At 74.7% G+C, this 15,977-nt stretch carries 16 protein-coding genes; 8 read left to right on the top strand and 8 right to left on the bottom strand.

Going from position 1 to position 15,977, the window contains the following annotated elements:
• The first annotated feature begins 63 nt into the window (after window positions 1-63).
• Entirely contained in the window at window positions 64-489 is a 426-nt protein-coding gene (locus tag ACM26Y_RS13005; protein WP_003937237.1) for an Hsp20/alpha crystallin family protein, read from the top strand.
• A 60-nt stretch (window positions 490-549) separates the two neighbouring features.
• On the opposite strand, the gene ACM26Y_RS13000 is transcribed toward ACM26Y_RS13005, so the two are convergent.
• The 4 genes from ACM26Y_RS13000 to ACM26Y_RS12985 are packed head-to-tail and all read right to left on the bottom strand — an operon-like array spanning window position 550 to window position 5,093.
• Complete coding sequence (locus tag ACM26Y_RS13000) at window positions 550-1,329, bottom strand: polyprenol monophosphomannose synthase (protein ID WP_003937236.1); 780 nt, start codon at window positions 1,327-1,329, stop codon at window positions 550-552.
• Between the two features lie 35 nt (window positions 1,330-1,364).
• Window positions 1,365-2,942: an apolipoprotein N-acyltransferase gene (gene lnt / locus ACM26Y_RS12995; RefSeq protein WP_416061111.1), complete on the bottom strand. Its 1,578-nt coding sequence runs from the start codon at window positions 2,940-2,942 to the stop codon at window positions 1,365-1,367.
• Window positions 2,939-4,549, bottom strand: a complete 1,611-nt coding sequence (locus ACM26Y_RS12990; RefSeq protein ID WP_416061110.1) for an amidohydrolase — start codon at window positions 4,547-4,549, stop codon at window positions 2,939-2,941. The genes lnt and ACM26Y_RS12990 overlap by 4 nt, the downstream gene beginning before the upstream one ends.
• A gap of 19 nt (window positions 4,550-4,568) precedes the next feature.
• Window positions 4,569-5,093 carry an FxsA family protein gene (locus ACM26Y_RS12985; protein WP_416061109.1) on the bottom strand — a complete coding sequence of 175 codons (525 nt, stop codon included), beginning with the start codon at window positions 5,091-5,093 and terminating at the stop codon, window positions 4,569-4,571.
• A gap of 99 nt (window positions 5,094-5,192) precedes the next feature.
• On the opposite strand from ACM26Y_RS12985, the gene ACM26Y_RS12980 reads away from it, so the two are divergent.
• Genes ACM26Y_RS12980 through ACM26Y_RS12970 form a run of 3 tightly spaced genes read left to right on the top strand, consistent with a single transcriptional unit; the run spans window position 5,193 to window position 8,873 of the window.
• A complete protein-coding gene (locus tag ACM26Y_RS12980) occupies window positions 5,193-5,960 on the top strand; it encodes a TSUP family transporter (protein ID WP_416061108.1) in 768 nt (255 codons plus the stop codon).
• A gap of 37 nt (window positions 5,961-5,997) precedes the next feature.
• Window positions 5,998-7,509: a TldD/PmbA family protein gene (locus ACM26Y_RS12975; protein WP_416061107.1), complete on the top strand. Its 1,512-nt coding sequence runs from the start codon at window positions 5,998-6,000 to the stop codon at window positions 7,507-7,509.
• Entirely contained in the window at window positions 7,506-8,873 is a 1,368-nt protein-coding gene (locus ACM26Y_RS12970; RefSeq protein WP_416061106.1) for a metallopeptidase TldD-related protein, read from the top strand. The genes ACM26Y_RS12975 and ACM26Y_RS12970 overlap by 4 nt, the downstream gene beginning before the upstream one ends.
• A 33-nt stretch (window positions 8,874-8,906) precedes the next feature.
• Here ACM26Y_RS12970 and ACM26Y_RS12965 read toward each other — a convergent pair whose 3' ends face one another.
• On the bottom strand, window positions 8,907-9,323 hold the full coding sequence (locus ACM26Y_RS12965; protein WP_416061105.1) for a PPOX class F420-dependent oxidoreductase: 417 nt from the start codon (window positions 9,321-9,323) through the stop codon (window positions 8,907-8,909).
• 58 nt (window positions 9,324-9,381) lie between these two features.
• Here ACM26Y_RS12965 and ACM26Y_RS12960 point away from each other — a divergent pair, with 58 nt between their 5' ends.
• Together ACM26Y_RS12960 and ACM26Y_RS12955 are read left to right on the top strand one after the other, a co-directional pair.
• Entirely contained in the window at window positions 9,382-10,206 is an 825-nt protein-coding gene (locus ACM26Y_RS12960) for a precorrin-3B synthase (protein WP_416061104.1), read from the top strand.
• 72 nt (window positions 10,207-10,278) lie between these two features.
• Window positions 10,279-11,745, top strand: coding sequence for a dihydrolipoyl dehydrogenase family protein (locus ACM26Y_RS12955; RefSeq protein ID WP_416061103.1), 1,467 nt, complete (start codon window positions 10,279-10,281; stop codon window positions 11,743-11,745).
• A 9-nt stretch (window positions 11,746-11,754) separates the two neighbouring features.
• On the opposite strand, the gene ACM26Y_RS12950 is transcribed toward ACM26Y_RS12955, so the two are convergent.
• A complete protein-coding gene (locus tag ACM26Y_RS12950; RefSeq protein WP_054375259.1) occupies window positions 11,755-12,501 on the bottom strand; it encodes an SDR family NAD(P)-dependent oxidoreductase in 747 nt (248 codons plus the stop codon).
• 62 nt (window positions 12,502-12,563) lie between these two features.
• Here ACM26Y_RS12950 and ACM26Y_RS12945 point away from each other — a divergent pair, with 62 nt between their 5' ends.
• Window positions 12,564-12,962 (top strand): TIGR03618 family F420-dependent PPOX class oxidoreductase, encoded by a 399-nt coding sequence (locus ACM26Y_RS12945; RefSeq protein WP_371383278.1) that lies wholly within the window; start codon window positions 12,564-12,566, stop codon window positions 12,960-12,962.
• A gap of 6 nt (window positions 12,963-12,968) precedes the next feature.
• Here the strand turns inward: ACM26Y_RS12945 and ACM26Y_RS12940 are convergent, their stop codons facing one another.
• A complete protein-coding gene (locus ACM26Y_RS12940) occupies window positions 12,969-14,099 on the bottom strand; it encodes a M24 family metallopeptidase (protein WP_416061102.1) in 1,131 nt (376 codons plus the stop codon).
• Between the two features lie 27 nt (window positions 14,100-14,126).
• Between ACM26Y_RS12940 and ACM26Y_RS12935 the strand changes: the two genes are divergently transcribed.
• A complete protein-coding gene (locus tag ACM26Y_RS12935; RefSeq protein WP_416061101.1) occupies window positions 14,127-15,110 on the top strand; it encodes a 5'-3' exonuclease in 984 nt (327 codons plus the stop codon).
• A gap of 19 nt (window positions 15,111-15,129) precedes the next feature.
• Here ACM26Y_RS12935 and ACM26Y_RS12930 read toward each other — a convergent pair whose 3' ends face one another.
• Complete coding sequence (locus ACM26Y_RS12930; RefSeq protein ID WP_416061100.1) at window positions 15,130-15,942, bottom strand: DUF4333 domain-containing protein; 813 nt, start codon at window positions 15,940-15,942, stop codon at window positions 15,130-15,132.
• Between the last annotated feature and the right edge of the window lie 35 nt (window positions 15,943-15,977).

Here is a 15,977-nt window from a genome sequence, read left to right as displayed (position 1 = left end):
CGCACAGAGTCGAATGGACACGGAACCACCTTCCGTGGATCCGCTTCCAGGAGAGGAGCAGACATGTCCACTGTGCCAGCGCGCCGTTCCCGTTCGGTGTTCCCGGACCTGTCCGAGTTCTTCGACGCCTTCCCCTTCGCCGGTCTACGTCCCGCTCTCGGCGGCAACCTCATCCGGGTCGAGGACCGTGTCGAGAACGGCCGGTACGTCGTGCGGGCCGAGCTGCCCGGCCTCGACCCGGAGAAGGACATCGACGTCTCGATCAACGCCGGACAGCTCGAGATCACGGCCGAACGGACCGAGGAGAAATCCGAGGGGGGACGCTCGGAGTTCCACTACGGCTCGTTCCGGCGTTCGGTGACCCTGCCGCCGGGTGCGAAGGACGACGACGTCGAGGCGTCCTACGCCAAGGGCATCCTCACCGTCTCGATCGGTCTGGCCGAACAGCAGGAGGCCGGGAAGAAGATCGAGGTCAAGAACGCCGAATGAGCCCCGGCGCCCGAATCGGGGTGGCCGGCCGTCGACCGTCCACCCCCGCCCGCGCGCGGCTCAGCGGCGCAGCAGGCCGCGCAGTTTCGTCCACCGGTTGCGCACGCCCCACACGGTGACCTTGATCAGGGCCTCCTGCACGATGCTGCCGCTCATCTTCGATTCGCCGATGATCCGCTCGGTGAAGGTGATCGGCACCTCGGCGACCGTGAACCCCGCCTGCACGGCCCGCCAGGCGAGGTCGACCTGGAAGCAGTAGCCGTGCGAGGCGACCGCGGCGAGATCGAGGTGCTCGAGCACCTCACGCCGGTAGGCGCGGTAGCCGCCGGTGATGTCGTGGATCCGCACCCCCAGCGCGAGCCGCGAGTAGATGTTGCCGCCGCGGGAGAGCACCTCCCGATGCCACGGCCAGTTCACGACCGTGCCGCCGGGCACGTACCGCGAGCCGAGCACCAGGTCGGCGCCCGCGTCGATCTCCTCGAGCAGCAGGTGCAGCTGCTCGGGGGCGTGGCTGCCGTCGGCGTCCATCTCCACCAGCACGGTGTAGCCACGCTCGAGTCCCCATCGGAAACCGGCAATGTAGGCGGCCCCGAGACCGTTCTTCTCGGTGCGGTGCATCACGTGGATGCGGCCCTCGCTCGCCGCGGCGAGACGATCGGCGACGTCTCCGGTGCCGTCCGGGCTGCCGTCGTCGACGATCAGCACGTGCGTGTGCGGCAGCGCGGCGTGCAACCGGCCGACGATCAGGCCGATGTTGTCACGTTCGTTGTACGTCGGGATGATCACCAGGGTCCGGGCGCTCGGCGCGCTGTCGTTCCCGGCCGGCGTCGCCGCTGCCATCGAAGGTCCTTCCTGTCGCACCGGCCGGCGGCCGGTCATCTCGCGGTGCCGGCTGCGGCCGGCACGGTGGTGCTCCGCCCGCGTGTGCGCACCAGCGCCACGCCGACGGCGGCGACGGCCCCGACGCAGAGCACGAGCTCCGGGATCGGTCCGAGCCGAGTAGCCAGCGTAGCCGTCGTGCGCAGCGGCACCTGCGCCACCAGTACCTCGGGCACGAACAGGGCGCTGCGCGCGGTGACCGTGCCGTCGGCCGCGACCACGGCGCTGACCCCGCTCGTGGCGGCCACCACCACGGCGCGGCCGTGCTCGACGGCCCGCACCCGGGACATCGCCAGCTGCTGGTAGGTCATCTCCGTGTCGCCGAACGTGGCGTTGTTGGTGGGCACGGCCAGCAGCTGCGCGCCGGCGCGCACCGAGTCCCGCAGGGCCCGGTCGAACGCCACCTCGTAGCACGTGGCCACCCCGATCGGGATGCCGGCGGCGTGGACGGTGCCGTCGCCGCTGCCCGGCACGAAGTGCCCGGCCCGATCGGCGTAGTCGGAGAACAGCCGGAAGAACGAGCGGTACGGCAGGTACTCGCCGAACGGCTGGATGATGCGTTTGTCGTGCCGCTCCCCCGGCCCGGTCGCCGGATCCCACACGATCACCGAGTTGGTCGTGGTGCCGTCCCCGTTGACCAGCACGGCGCCCACCAGGATCGGGGCGCCGACCGCGGCCGCTGCGGCGCCGATGTCGGCGGCGGCGTCGCGGTTGCGCAACGGGTCGATGTCGGAGGCGTTCTCCGGCCAGATCACCACGTCCGGGCGCGGCGCGGTGCCTGCCCGCACCCGATCGGCCAGCTCGAAGGTGCGCGCCACGTGGTTGTTCAGCACGGCCTTGCGCTGGGCGTTGAAGTCCAGACCGAGCCGCGGCACGCTGCCCTGGATCGCGGCGACCGTCACGGTGCGCTCGCCCGACTCGGGGGCGGGCAGCGCCGGCCAGGTCGCCAGGGCGAGCAGCGGCGCGGCGACGGTCGTTGCCGCGGCCCGCAGCAGCGGTGACTTCTCCCGGTGCCCGCGGGCGTAACGCAGCCCGGCCCGCGCGCACGCCCACAGCCCCGTGCCGGTCAGCGCCACCGCGAACGACACCAGTGGCGCACCGCCGACCGCGGCGAGACCGACCAGCGGCCCGTCCGGCTGCCCGAACGCGAGCCGGCCCCAGGGGAACCCTCCGAAGGGCACGCTCGCCCGCAGGTACTCGGTCAGGCTCCAGCCGGCCGCGATCCACACCGGTGCCCCCGGCAGGGCCCGCACCTGCACCGCGACCACCCCGAACAGGCCGACGAAGACCGCCTCGGCGGCGGCGAGCGCCAGCCACGGCACCGGGCCCACGTACTCCCCGACCCACGGCAGCAGCGGCACGAAGAATCCCAGGCCGGCGAGACAGCCGTAGCCGAATCCGGCACGGCGGCGCAGCGCCGGCGCCCCCAGCACCCCGGTCAGCAGGGCGATGCCCAGCGGCGCGAGGAACCACAGCGGACGCGGTGGGAAGCTCGCGAACAACAGCAGCCCCGCCGTGACGGCGGCGACGCTGCGGACCACCACCGGCCGGGCGGCGGCGCGCGCGCCGGTCACCGGGCGTACACGACGCGGCCGCGGTGCACGCTGCGCAGCAGCACCGGGTCGGGCGTGCCCGGCTCGAGGTTCGGCAGCGGCGCCACCCGCGACCGCGGGTCGGTGGACCAGCGCTGCACACTGTCCTTCGGTGCGCTGACCACGAGTTCGCCCGCGTCCCAGACCGCGTACGACGCGGGTGCCCCGGGATCGAGGGTGCCGGCGATTCCGTCCCGCACCCCGCCGGCGCGCCACGCCCCACGGGTGGCGGCGGCGAACGCGGCGCGGGGGGAGATCCCGCTGCCCGGGGTGCGGTGGTGCACGGCGGCGCGCAGCATCGGCCACGGCCGGGCCGCGGTGACCGGCGCGTCCGAGCCGAACGCGAGGGACATGCCGGTCGCGGCGAGCGGGGCGAACGGGTTGAGGCCGGCGGCGCGGCCGGCGCCGAGGCGGGTGGCGTAGAGCCGGTCCGGTCCGCCCCACAGCGCGTCGAAGCTCGGTTGCATGCTGGCGATCACACCCCAGCTGCCGAGCCGCTCGCCCTGCGCGGCGGTGACCATCTCGAGGTGTTCGAGCCGGTGTCCGCGGGCCGCGACGGCCGGTCCGCCGAGGTCGGCGGCGACCGCGGCGAACGCCTGCACCGCGGCGTCGACCGCGGCGTCGCCGATGACGTGGAAGCCGGCCTGGATGCCGGCTTCGGTGCAGGCCCGCAGGTGCGCGGCCATCTGTTCGACGGTGAGGTAGGCGGTGCCGCAACAGTCGGGGCGGTCGGTGTACGGCGCGGTGAGCCACGCGGTGTGGGAGCCGAGGGCGCCGTCGACGAACAGGTCGCCCCCGAGGGCGTGCCCGCCGGTGGCGGTGAGCAGCACCCGGGCCTGCTCGGCGGTGGTGACGGCCTCTCCCCAGTAGCCGCGGACCTGCACCCCGTGGTCGGTGGCGAGCAGTTCGGCGAAGTCGTCGCGGCCGGCGATGTCCGGGCCGCCGCACTCGTGCACGGCGACGATGCCGTGGGCCGCGTAGTCGTCGAGGGCGGCGGCCCGGGCCCGGGCCCGCTCGTCCGGGGTGAGCAGGGCGCGGGCGGCGGCGCGGACCGCGTGGTGCGCGGCCGCGGTCAGCGGCCGCTGCGGGTGGTAGCCGTCGAGTCCGGCGAGGTCGGCGGCGGCGCGCAGCGCGGTGGAGGCGGCCGCGGAGTGGGCGTCGACGCGGGTGAGGTAGACGGCGCGGCCGGGGGCGGCGGCGTCGAGGTCGTCGGTGGTGGGGGCGGCGGGGTCCGGCCAGCGGGTCTCGTCCCAGCCGTGCCCCCACACCACGGCGCCGGCGTGACGGGCGGCGTGGTCGCGCACCCGGTGCAGCGCCTCGTCGCGGGACCGGGTGCCGGACAGGTCGAGACCGGTCAGGGCCAGGCCGTGCGCGGTGACGTGCACGTGGGTGTCGACGAAGGCGGGTGCGACGAACGCCCCGCCGAGATCGACGATCTCGGCGTCCGGGTGCAGGGCGCGGCCGGGCCGGTCCTCCCCCACCCACACGATCTGCCCGTCGGTGACGGCCATCGAGGTGGCGTCGGGGGCGCTGGCGCTGTAGATGCGGCCGCCGACGAGAAGCTGAGTGCGCGGTGCGGGGGACTTCACGGCTACCCAGTGTGCCCCGCTACGGCAGGCGCGGACGGTGCGGGGGGTCGACGATCTCGCCCTCGAGCACGGTCCCGGTCCCGGAGGCGGGGCTGTCGAGGCGGGCCGGGCCGACCACGGTGTGCTCGACGACCTCGCCGTCGACGATCACGACGCGCTCCCCGCGGAAGGTGCCGCCCCGGGCGACGGAGGCGGCGACCCGGCGGGCGGCCAGCGCCCGCACCAGCGGGCGCAGCAGCGCGCGGGTCGGGGGCAGCAGCAGCAGGATCCCCGCGGCGCTGGTCACCGGTCCGGGTACGAGCACGAGCCCGGCCCCGACACCGACCAGCGCGCCGTCGGTCAGGGCCCGGTCCGCGCCGGCGGCGCTGCGGACCCGGCCCAGGTTCTGCAGGGCACGCCGGCCCTGCGCGGCGAGCACCAGGTACCCGAGGACGCTCACCCCGAGGAACACCAGGATGGTCGTGCCGATGCCCAGGGTGGACCCGAGCCACGCCAGCGCCCCGATCTCGACGACGACGTAGGCCAGGAACAGCAGCGCGATCATGAGGTGATCCTTCCAGCTGCCGGGAACGGTGCGGCGGTCATACCCGCTCAACGAACGGCGACGCGGTTTTGCTCCCGGCCGCTGTGATCGAATGGCCGCGTGGGCGCGGGCGACTGGGCGGTTCTGATGGCGGCGGCGACCGCCGCCGGGTGGGTCGACGCCGTCGTCGGTGGGGGCGGGTTGATCCTGTTGCCGGCGCTGTTCGTCGTCGCCCCGCAGCTGACACCGGCGGCCGCGCTGGCGACGAACAAGCTCACCGCCATCTGCGGCACCGGCGCGGCGGTGATGACCTTCGCCCGGCGGATCCGGCTGCAGTGGCCGGTCCTGGCTCCGGCGGCGGTCCTGGCCGCGGTCGCGGCCGCGGCGGGCGCGGCGACGGTCTCGCGGATCGACAAGGACCTGTTCGTTCCGATGGTGATGGTGGTGCTGGTGGCGGTCGCGGTGTTCGTGACGCTGCGGCCGCAGGTCGGCACGACCCTGGTGCACGAACCCCCGACGGCGCGGCGCACGGTCCTGGTGGTGCTGACCGCGGCCGCGGTGATCGGCTTCTACGACGGCCTGCTCGGCCCGGGCACCGGCACGTTCCTGATCATCACGTTCGCGACGCTGCTCGGCACCGAGTTCGTGCGGTCGGCGGCGATGGCGAAGGTGATCAACCTCGGGTCCAATTTCGGGGCGCTGGTGTATTTCGCGGCGGCCGGGTACGTGTGGTGGTCGCTGGGGTTGGCGCTGGCGGTGTGCAACATCGCGGGCGCGGTCGCCGGGTCGCGGACGGCGCTGCGCCGCGGCGCGGGATTCGTGCGGGCGGTGCTGCTGGTCGTGGTGCTGGTGATGGTGGTGCGTCTGGGCTGGCAGCAGTTCGGGTGAGCCGGCGCGCCGGGTGCGACCCAGTACGGTGGTGCCCGTGAGCACCGTCGACGCCGACTTCCTCGCCCTGCCGTTGCGGACACTCGCGGACGCGGCGCTGTCCGCCGCCCGCGCCGCCGGTGCCTCCCACGCGGATCTGCGGGTGCACCGCGTGCACAGCCAGTCGCTGAGCCTGCGGGACGGCGCCGTGCAGGCCGCCGTCGACAGCGTCGACACCGGGCTGGCCGTGCGGGTGGTGGTCGACGGCACCTGGGGCTTCGCCTCGCATGCCGAGCTGAGCCCGGCCGTCGCGGCGGCCACGGCGCGGCAGGCGATCGAGGTGGCCCGGACGTTGCGGGCGCTGAACCGGGACCGGGTCGAGCTCGCCGACGAGCCGGTCTACCCGGACGCGGTGTGGGTCTCGTCGTACGAGATCGACCCGTTCACGGTGCCCACCGCGCAGAAGGTGGCGCGGCTGGCGGAGTTCTCCCGGCACCTGCTCGACGCCGACGAGGTCGATCATGTGACGGCGAACTGTGTCCAGGTCAAGGAGCAGACGTTCTACGCGGACCTGGCCGGCTCGACGATCACCCAGCAGCGGGTCCGGATCGCCCCGCAGCTCGAGGCGACCGCCGTGGACCGGCGTACCGGCGAGTTCGAGACGATGCGCACCCTCGCTCCGCCGGTGGGGCGGGGCTGGGAGTATGCGGCCGGGGACGCGCACTGGGACTGGAGTGCGGAGCTGGCGCAGATCCCCGGGTGGCTGGCGGAGAAGGCGTCGGCCCCCAGTGTGCAGGCGGGGCCGACGGACCTGGTGATCGACCCCACCAATCTGTGGTTGACGGTTCACGAATCGATAGGGCACGCAACGGAATACGATCGGGCCATCGGGTACGAGGCGGCCTACGCGGGCACCTCGTTCGCCACCCCCGACGGGCTCGGCACGCTGCGCTACGGCACCGACGTGATGCAGGTGACGGCGGACCGCACCGTCGCGCACGGGCTCGCCAGCGTCGGCTGGGACGACGACGGGGTCGCCGCCCAGTCCTGGGACCTGGTGCGGGACGGGATCCTGGTCGGCTACCAGCTCGACCGGGTGTTTGCGCCGCGGCTGGGCCTGCCGCGTTCGAACGGCTGCTCGTACGCCGACTCGGCGCATCACGTGCCGACCCAGCGGATGGCGAACGTGTCGCTGCAACCGGACCCGGCGGCCGACACCACCACCGCCGAGCTCATCGCCCGCGTCGACGACGGGCTCTACGTCGTCGGCGACAAGTCCTGGTCGATCGACATGCAACGCTACAACTTCCAGTTCACCGGCCAGCGGTTCTACCGGATCCGGGGTGGCACGCTCGCCGGGCAGGTGCGCGATGTGGCCTACCAGGCCACCACGACCGACTTCTGGGGCTCGCTCGAGGCGGTGGGCGGGCCGTCGACGTGGCAACTCGGCGGCGCCGTGAACTGCGGCAAGGCCCAGCCCGGGCAGGTCGCCCCGGTCAGCCACGGCTGCCCGTCGGCGCTGCTGCGGTCGGTGAACGTCCTCAACACCCGCGCGGAGGGCCGGCGATGATCGAGGCGCAGGAACAGCTCGAGCGGGCGCTGCGCTGCTCGACCGCCGACGAGACGATCGTGCTGGTCACCGACACCGGTGAGGCGTCGCTGCGGTGGGCCGGCAACTCGATGACCACCAACGGGATCTCTCGTTCCCGCAGCTGGACGGTGATCGCGGTCCTGCGCGGCGACACCACCCGGGTCGGGGTGGTGACATCGAGCAGCGTCGACCCGGCCGACATCGCCCCGACCGTGCAGGCGGCGGTGGCGGCGGCCGCGGCGGCGGCCCCGGCCGAGGACGCGGTGCCGCTCGTCGGGGGGGACGGCGAGCCCGGCGACTGGGCCGACGCCGCGGCCGGGACCGACATCACGGTGTTCGGGCGGCTCGTCGACGATCTCGCCGCCGGCTTCGACGGTGCCGATCAGCTCTACGGTTTCGCCCACCACCGGATCTCGACGACCTGGCTGGGCACCTCGAGCGGGGTGCGGCGCCGGTTCACCGAGCCGGAGGGATCGGTGGAGATCAACGGCAAACGGGGCGGGCTGACCGGGCCGAGCGCGTGGGCCGGGGCCGGCACCCGCGACTTCACCGATGTCGACACCCCGTCCCTGCTGGCGGAGCTGTCGCGGCGGCTGGACTGGGCGCGCCGCACCGTCGAGCTGCCGGCCGGGCGCTACGAGACGCTGCTGCCGCCGTCGGCGGTGGCGGACCTGATGATCTACCTGATGTGGTCGATGGAGGGCCGCGGCGCCGAGGAAGGGCACACCGCGCTGTCGCGGCCCGGCGGCACCCGTGTCGGCGAACGGCTCACCGCGCTGCCGTTGACGCTGTTCTCCGATCCCGCCGCCCCCGGCCTGGAGTACGCGCCGTTCGTCACGGCCACCGCCTCGTCGAACTCGGTGTCGGTGTTCGACAACGGCATGGACCTCGGGCGGGTCGACTGGGTGCGGGCGGGCACGGTGCACGCGCTGGCGTACCCGCGGGCCGCCGCCGCCGAGTTCGGGGCGCCGGCCGCCGCGCCCGGGCAGAACCTGCTCCTGACCGGCGGCGGCACGGCCGGCGTGGACGAGATGGTGGCCCGCACCGAGCGGGGACTGCTGCTGACGACCCTGTGGTACATCCGGGAGGTCGACCCGGCGACGTTGCTGCTGACCGGACTGACCCGCGACGGTGTGTATCTGGTCGAGGACGGTGCGGTGACGGCGGAGGTGAACAACTTCCGGTTCAACGAGAGCCCGCTGGATCTGCTGCGGCGCACCACCGAGGCCGGTGGCACGCAGCGCACCCTGCCGCGGGAATGGAAGGACTGGTTCACCCGCACCGCGATGCCGCCGCTGCGGATCCCCGACTTCCACATGTCGTCGGTCAGCCGCGCCCGCTGACCCCGCGGCGACCCGGGCCCCGCCGGTCTCCGCTCACCGGCCGGGACCGGGATCCGGGGCGGGGTCGCCCGCCTCGACGACACAGGCGAGCCCGACGGTGCCGGCGCGCCCGCGGCGCAGCACACTGCCCTTGACCGTGAGCCACCCCAGGATCCCGTACTTGCGGGCGATCACCGCCCGCGCCCGCTCGGTGCCGGCCGCGTCGAGCACCGTGGCGGTGCCGGGCACCGCGTCGCTGCGCGGTGTGCCGCGCGCGTCGCACACCGCGACGGTGATCCGCGGGTCGCGGCGCAACCGCCTGACCTTGTAGGAGTCGGTGACGGTCCACACCAGCAGCCGGTCGGCGTCGGCGGCCGCCCACACCGCGGTCGGCACCGGGGTGCCGTCCCTGCGGAAGGTGGTCAGCAGCACGTACTTCGCGGCGGCGAGGTCGCCGAAGGTCGGGGTCATGGGCCACACCCTACGGACGGGCGGGCCGCGCCGACCGCCGCCGTCTAGCCTGGAGGCCATGCCGCACGCTCATGAACCCGCCGACCTGGTCGAGGTGTCCCTGCCCGGCGGCCGGCTCGCGGCGGCGCAGCTGCAGCTCCTCGCCGACCTCGCCCACGAACACGCCGGGGGCACCCTGGTCCTCACCACCGACGGTCTCGGGCTGCGCGGGAACCGCGCCGAGCTCACCGCGCAGCTGACCGGCCACGGCTTCGACCTGCCCGGACAGCACCGACGCCGCCTGCTCGCCTCGCCGCTGTCCGGCCGCCGCGGCGGGCACGTCGACGTGCGGGAGATCCTCGCCGAGGTGCATCGTCGCCTCCCCGCGCCCGCGCCGGACCGCGACCTCGTCGTCGGGATCGACGACGGCAGCGGCGACATCGCGGCCCTGGCCCCCGAGGTGGGGGCGGCGGCGCTGCCCGACCGGCGGTGGGCGCTGCTGCTCGACGGCACCGACACCGGGGTGCGCCTGTCTCCCGGCGACGTCGTCGAGACGCTGGTCGCGGCGGCGCAGCGGCCCCACCGGGCCGGGGTCGCCGCCACCCTCGCCGCCCTGGGCCTGGAGCCGTCGGCGCCGCCGGTGCCGCGCCCGCCGGCTCCGGCCCGGCCCGTGGGCTGGTTCGACCAGCCCGACGGTGCGGTCACCCTCGGCGGTGGTCTGCCCGGGGCGGTGCTGCCGGCGCGGATGGCGGAGTTCCTCGCGGCCGTGGATCGTCCCCTGGTGGTGACGCCGTGGTCGGTGGTGCTGCTGTGCGACCTCGACGAATGGGCCGCCGAACAGGTGGTGCGGGTCCTCGCCCCGATGGGACTGATCTTCGACGCCGACTCCCCCGAGCTGACCTGAGCCGAGCGGGGACGCTGCGGCCGCGGTCGTGTTCCGGGCGCGCCCGACCCGCACGCGGCCTACCGTGGGCTCATGAGCATCGGTGCCGGGTCCGAGTCCGAGGTGTTCGATGTCGTCGTCCTCGGCGGCGGACCCGCCGGGGAGAACGCCGCCGCCTATGCGATCGCCGGCAGCGACCGCACCGCCGTGCTGGTCGAACACGAACTCGTCGGCGGCGAATGCTCCTACTGGGCGTGCATGCCGAGCAAGGCGCTGCTGCGCCCGGGCCAGGTGCTCGCTGCGGCCCGGCACATGCCCGGCGTCGCCGCCAAGGTCGCCGCCCACGGCGTCGACGTCACCGACGTCCTCGCCCGCCGGGACGCGTTCACCGACAACCGGGACGACACCGCCCAGGTCGAGTGGGCGCGCGGCGCCGGGATCGCGGTCGTGCGCGGGCACGGCCGCCTCACCGCCCGGTGCGAGGTCACCGTGGACGGTCCGCAGCCGCGCCGGCTGCGGGCTCGGCACGCGGTGGTGGTGGCCACCGGCAGCACCGCGACCGTGCCCGACGTGCCGGGACTGCGCGCGGCCCGGCCGTGGACCTCGCGGGACGCGACGAACCTGCACCAGGTGCCGCGGCGCGCCGCGATCGTCGGGGGCGGCGTCGTCGCCTGCGAGATCGCGACCTGGCTGCGCGAGCTCGGCACCGAGGATCTGACGATGCTGGTGCGCGGGCACCGGCTGCTCGCCCGCACCGAGCCGTTCGCCGGCGCCGCCGTCGCCGAGACGCTGCGCGAGCACGGCGTCCGGCTGCGGTTCGGCACGACGACGGCGGAGGTGTCCCGCCCGGACGTCGCGGACACCGGCATCGGACGCATCCACGGCGGCCCGGTGCGGCTGCGCCTCGACGACGGCGGCAGCCTCGAGGTCGACGAGCTGATCGTCGCGGCCGGGCGCCGGCCCGCGACCACCGGACTCGGGCTCGACACGGTCGGGTGGGACGGGGACGGCCCGCTGCGCACCGACGACCACATGACCGTCGCCGGGGTGGACGGGCACTGGCTCTACGCCGTCGGCGACGTCACCGGCCGGACCGCGCTGACGCACATGGGCAAGTACCAGGGGCGGGTCTGCGGCGACGTGATCGCCGCCCGCGCCGAGGGACGCGCCCTCGACGCGCCCCGGTTCCGGGCGCGCGCCGACCACGGCCAGGTGCCGCAGGTGGTGTTCACCGCCCCGGAGGTCGCGGCCGTGGGCCGCACCGCGGCCGACGCCCGCGCCGACGGCCTCGACGTCGAGGTGCTCGAGGTCGACATCGCCGTGGCCGGCTCCGCGCTGGCGCGGGACGATTTCACCGGACGCGCCGCCCTCGTGGTCGACCGCGCCACCGACACCGTGGTGGGGGCGACGTTCGCGGGTACCGACGTGGCCGAGCTGCTGCACGCCGCGACGGTCGCGGTGGTCGGCGCGGTGCCGCTCGAGACGCTGTGGCATGCGGTACCGGCGTATCCGACGGTCGGCGAGGTGTGGTTGCGGCTGCTCGAGTCCCGCCGCCGCTGATCGCGCCGGTCAGCGCGGCAGTCGCCGCCAGATCGGCCGCGGCAGCAGCCGCATCCCGAAGAACACCGGCCGCAGCACCGCCGGCACCCACACCTCGCCGCGGCCGCGGCGCAGCGCCGTCACCGTCGCGTCGGCGACCCGGTCCGGGGTGCTCGACAGCGGCGCGGGGCTCATGCCCTCGGTCATGCGGCCGACGACGAACCCGGGTCGCACCAGCAGCAGCGACACGCCGCTGCCGTGCAGCGCATCCGCCAGGCCGGAGGCGAATCCGTCGAGACCGGCCTTCGCGGAGCCGTACACATAGTTCGCGCGGCGCACCCGCACCCCCGCCACCGACGAGAACACCACGATCCGGCCCGACCCCTGGGCACGCAGATGCTCCGCCAGCGCCGTGAGCAGGGCCACGTGGGCGACGTAGTCGGTGTGCACGATCGCCACGGCATGTGCCGGGTCGTGTTCGGCGCGGTGCTGGTCGCCGAGGATGCCGAACGCGAGGACCGCCACGTCGATCGGCCCGTACAGCATCGCGAGGTCGGCGAGGGTCTGCTCGTGGGTGTCGAGCCGGTCGGCGTCGAACTCGACGGTGTGCACGGCGACGGCACCGGCGTCGAGCACGGCGCGGCGCTGCGCCTCGAGATCGCCGGCGCGGCGTGCGGCTAGGACCACGGTGCGGCCGCGGGCCAGCCGGACGGCCACCGCCGTCCCGATCTCGCTGCGGCCCCCGAAGACGACGATCGAACCCTGCCCGTTGCTCACCGCACCAGTGTGCCGGGTGGCGCCGCGGGGCGCGCGGGCCGGGTTCGGCTACCGTCGCAGGCATGGCCCGCACCCCCGCCGCGCTCGGCGACGCCGCGTTGCAGTTCCTCACCGAATACCATCTCGGCACGCTCACGACGCTGCGCAAGGACGGCAGCCCGCACGTGGTGGCCGTCGGCTTCACGTGGGACCCGGAGGCCGGGGTGGTGCGGGTGATCACCAATGCGACCTCGCAGAAGGCGCTCAACGCCGACCGCCGCGGGTACGGCGCCGTCAGCCAGGTCGAGCGGGGCCGCTGGCTCACCCTCGAGGGTCCCGCCCGGGTGCGGACGGAACCGGAGGCCGTCGCCGAGGGGGTGCGCCGCTACACCGCGCGATACCGGACGCCGCGGCCCAACCCGACCCGGGTGGTGGTGGAGATCACCGTCGAACGGGTGATGGGCTCGGTGCTCGACAAGTAGGGCCGCTCACCCCGGCAGCACCGTCAGTCCGTGCGGACGGTGGTTGAGCGGCTCGCAGCCGTCCTCGGTGACCACCACGATGTCCTCGATGCGCGCACCCCACTCGCCGCGGAAGTAGATGCCCGGTTCGATGCTGAACGCCATCCCGGGCCGCAGCACATCGGTGTTGCCGTCGACGATGTACGGCTCCTCGTGGACGGACAGCCCGATGCCGTGCCCGGTGCGGTGCACGAAGACCTCGGCGAGGCCGTGCGCGGCGAGGACGTCGCGGGCGGCGGCGTCGATCGAGGCGGCGGTGACCCCGGGCCGGACCGCGTCGACCGCCGCCCGCTGCGCCGCCTCGAGCAGCCCCACCTTCGCCGCGACGTCGTCGGGGGGCGCGCCGAGGCTGTAGGTGCGGGTGGAGTCGGAGTAGTAGCCGGGCTCGACCGGGCCGCCGATGTCGACGACCACGACGTCGCCGGGTTCGAGGACCCGGTCGGAGACCTCGTGGTGGGGGTCGGCGCCGTGCGGGCCGGACCCGACGATGACGAAGGCGGCCTCGGTGTGGCCCTCGGCGACGATCGCGGCGGTGATGTCGGCCGCGACCTGCGCCTCGGTGCGGCCGGGCCGCAGCCACCGTTCCATCTGCGCGTGCACCCGGTCGATGGCGGCGCCGGCGCGGCGCAGCGCCGCGACCTCCTCGTCGTCCTTGACCATGCGCAGCTGCCGCACCACCTCGGTCGCCAGCACGGGCGGCACCGCGAACCGGGTCGCGAGCGGCACCAGGTGCAGGGCCGGCATGGCGTCGACGACCGCGGTGCGCGGACGCTCCGGCAGCAGCGCCGCGACCTGCCCGTACGGGTCCTGCCCGTCGACCCAGTCGTGGACCGGCAGGTTCAGGTCCGCGGCGGCGGAGTCGGTGAGGGAGGCCAGCTCGAGGCGTGGGACGACGACGGAGGCGGGGCCGTCGGCGGTGGGGATCACCAGGCAGGTGAGCCGCTCGAACGATTCCGCTCGGGAGCCGAGCAGGTAGCGCAGGTCCGGGCCGGGGGTGACGAGCAGCGCGTCGAGACCGGCGTCGTGACCGAGGGCGGCGGCCCGGGCGAGACGGTCGGCGTACACGGAGGCGGGGAAGCGGCGCTCGGGGGAACTCATGCCGACAGCGTAGTGGCGTTTGGCAGGATGACCGGTGTGACTGCGACGCCGGCCTCCGCCGCCCCCGTGCCCCCCACCGGCCCGTTGATGCTGCTGGACGGGGCGAGCCTGTGGTTCCGCGCGTTCCACGCGCTGCCCGAGTCGCTCACCGCCCCGGACGGCCGCCCGGTCAATGCGGTGCGGGGGTTCACCGACATGGTGGCGTCGCTGATCACCAAGCATCGGCCCGCGCGGCTGGTGGTGTGCCTGGACCTGGACTGGCGGCCGGCGTTCCGGGTGGCGGCGGTGCCGAGTTACAAAGCGCACCGGGTGGCCGCCGGGTCGGACGGCACCGCCGAGGAGGTGCCGGCGGCGCTGCCGCCGCAGGTGCCGATGATCATCGACGTGCTGGCCGCGGTCGGGCTCGCCACCGCCGGGGCGGCCGGGTTCGAGGCCGACGACGTGATCGGCACTCTCGCCGCCGGCGAGGCCCGGGGTCCGGTGCTGGTGGTCAGCGGGGACCGGGATCTGCTGCAGGTGGTGCGCGACGGCGCGGCGCCGGTGCGGGTGGTGTACGTGGGGCGGGGCCTGGCCAAGGCCGAGGTGTTCGGTCCGGCGGAAGTCGCCGCCCGGTACGGGCTTCCGCCCGCGCGGGCCGGAGCGGCCTACGCCGAACTGGCGGCGCTGCGCGGGGACCCGTCGGACGGGTTGCCGGGGGTCAAGGGGGTCGGGGAGAAGACCGCGTCGACGCTGCTGCAGGAGTACGGGTCGCTGGCGGCGCTGCGCGCGGCGGCCGCGGATCCGGCGTCGGGACTGGCGAAGGGGGTGCGCGCCAAGCTGGTCGACGCCGGCGAGTATCTGGACGCGGCGGTGCCGGTGGTGCGGGTGGCCACCGACGCTCCGGTCCGGGTGTCGCGGCCGGACCCGATCCCGGTGACCCCGGTCGATCCGGAAGGGCTCGAACGGCTGGCGCAGGACTTGGGGATCGGGCGGTCCGTCGCCCGGTTGACCGCGGCGGTGGCCGGGGTGTGAGGGCGACGGACCGGCGTGCTCAGTTGGGTCGGCTGACCTCGTAGGTACCCTCGTCGTCGGTGAAGGTCAGGGTCACGGTCCGGAACTGCCCGTCCACCGTGAGGGTGCACTCGAAGCTGTTGCCCGCCTTGACTTCTTCACCGTCCGGGCACCGCACGTCGGAGACGTCGGTGGCGCCGTACGACTCGGTGAGGACCTTCTCGACGCCGGCCTGCGCGGCCTCGGGATCGAGGGTGTCGGTGCCGCCGAGGAGCAGGACGGCGCCGATGATCGCCCCGATCAGCACCAGCGCAGCGACGGCCAGGCCGACGATCAGGCCGGTCTTCGACTTCGTCTGCGGTGCACCGGCATTCCATTGGTTCGCGCCGGTCGCTCCCCACTGCTGGCCGGGCTGCTGCCCCCACTGGCCCTGCTGCGGCTGGCCCTGTTGCGGTTGCCCCCACTGCTGGCCGGGCTGCTGGCCCCACTGCCCCTGCTGCGGCTGACCGGGCTGCTGTCCCCACTGGCCCTGCTGCGGCTGGCCCTGTTGCGGTTGCCCCCACTGCTGGCCGGGCTGCTGTCCCCACTGCCCCTGCTGCGGCTGACCGGGCTGCTGTCCCCACTGGCCCTGCTGCGGCTGGCCCTGTTGCGGTTGCCCCCACTGCTGGCCGGGCTGCGGGGTCTGGCCCGGGCCCTGCTGGGCCCACGACTGGCCGGGAGCCTGCCCCTGCTGCGGCGTGCCGAACGCCTGGGTCGGCGCCGGCCCCTGCTCGGCTCCGGAGGACGGCGGGGGCGACGGCGCCCACTGCTTGGTCGAATCGTCGGAATCCTGCGGGTCGTGCGGACCGCTCATTGTCGCCTCCACCTGCCTTCGCTGTGTCCAATTAC

The organism is Rhodococcus indonesiensis, assembly GCF_047782815.1.
Lineage (GTDB): Bacteria > Actinomycetota > Actinomycetes > Mycobacteriales > Mycobacteriaceae > Rhodococcus > Rhodococcus indonesiensis.
The sequence above is the reverse complement of the archived record's forward strand: the minus strand, read 5'-3'. Positions and strand labels throughout refer to the sequence as shown.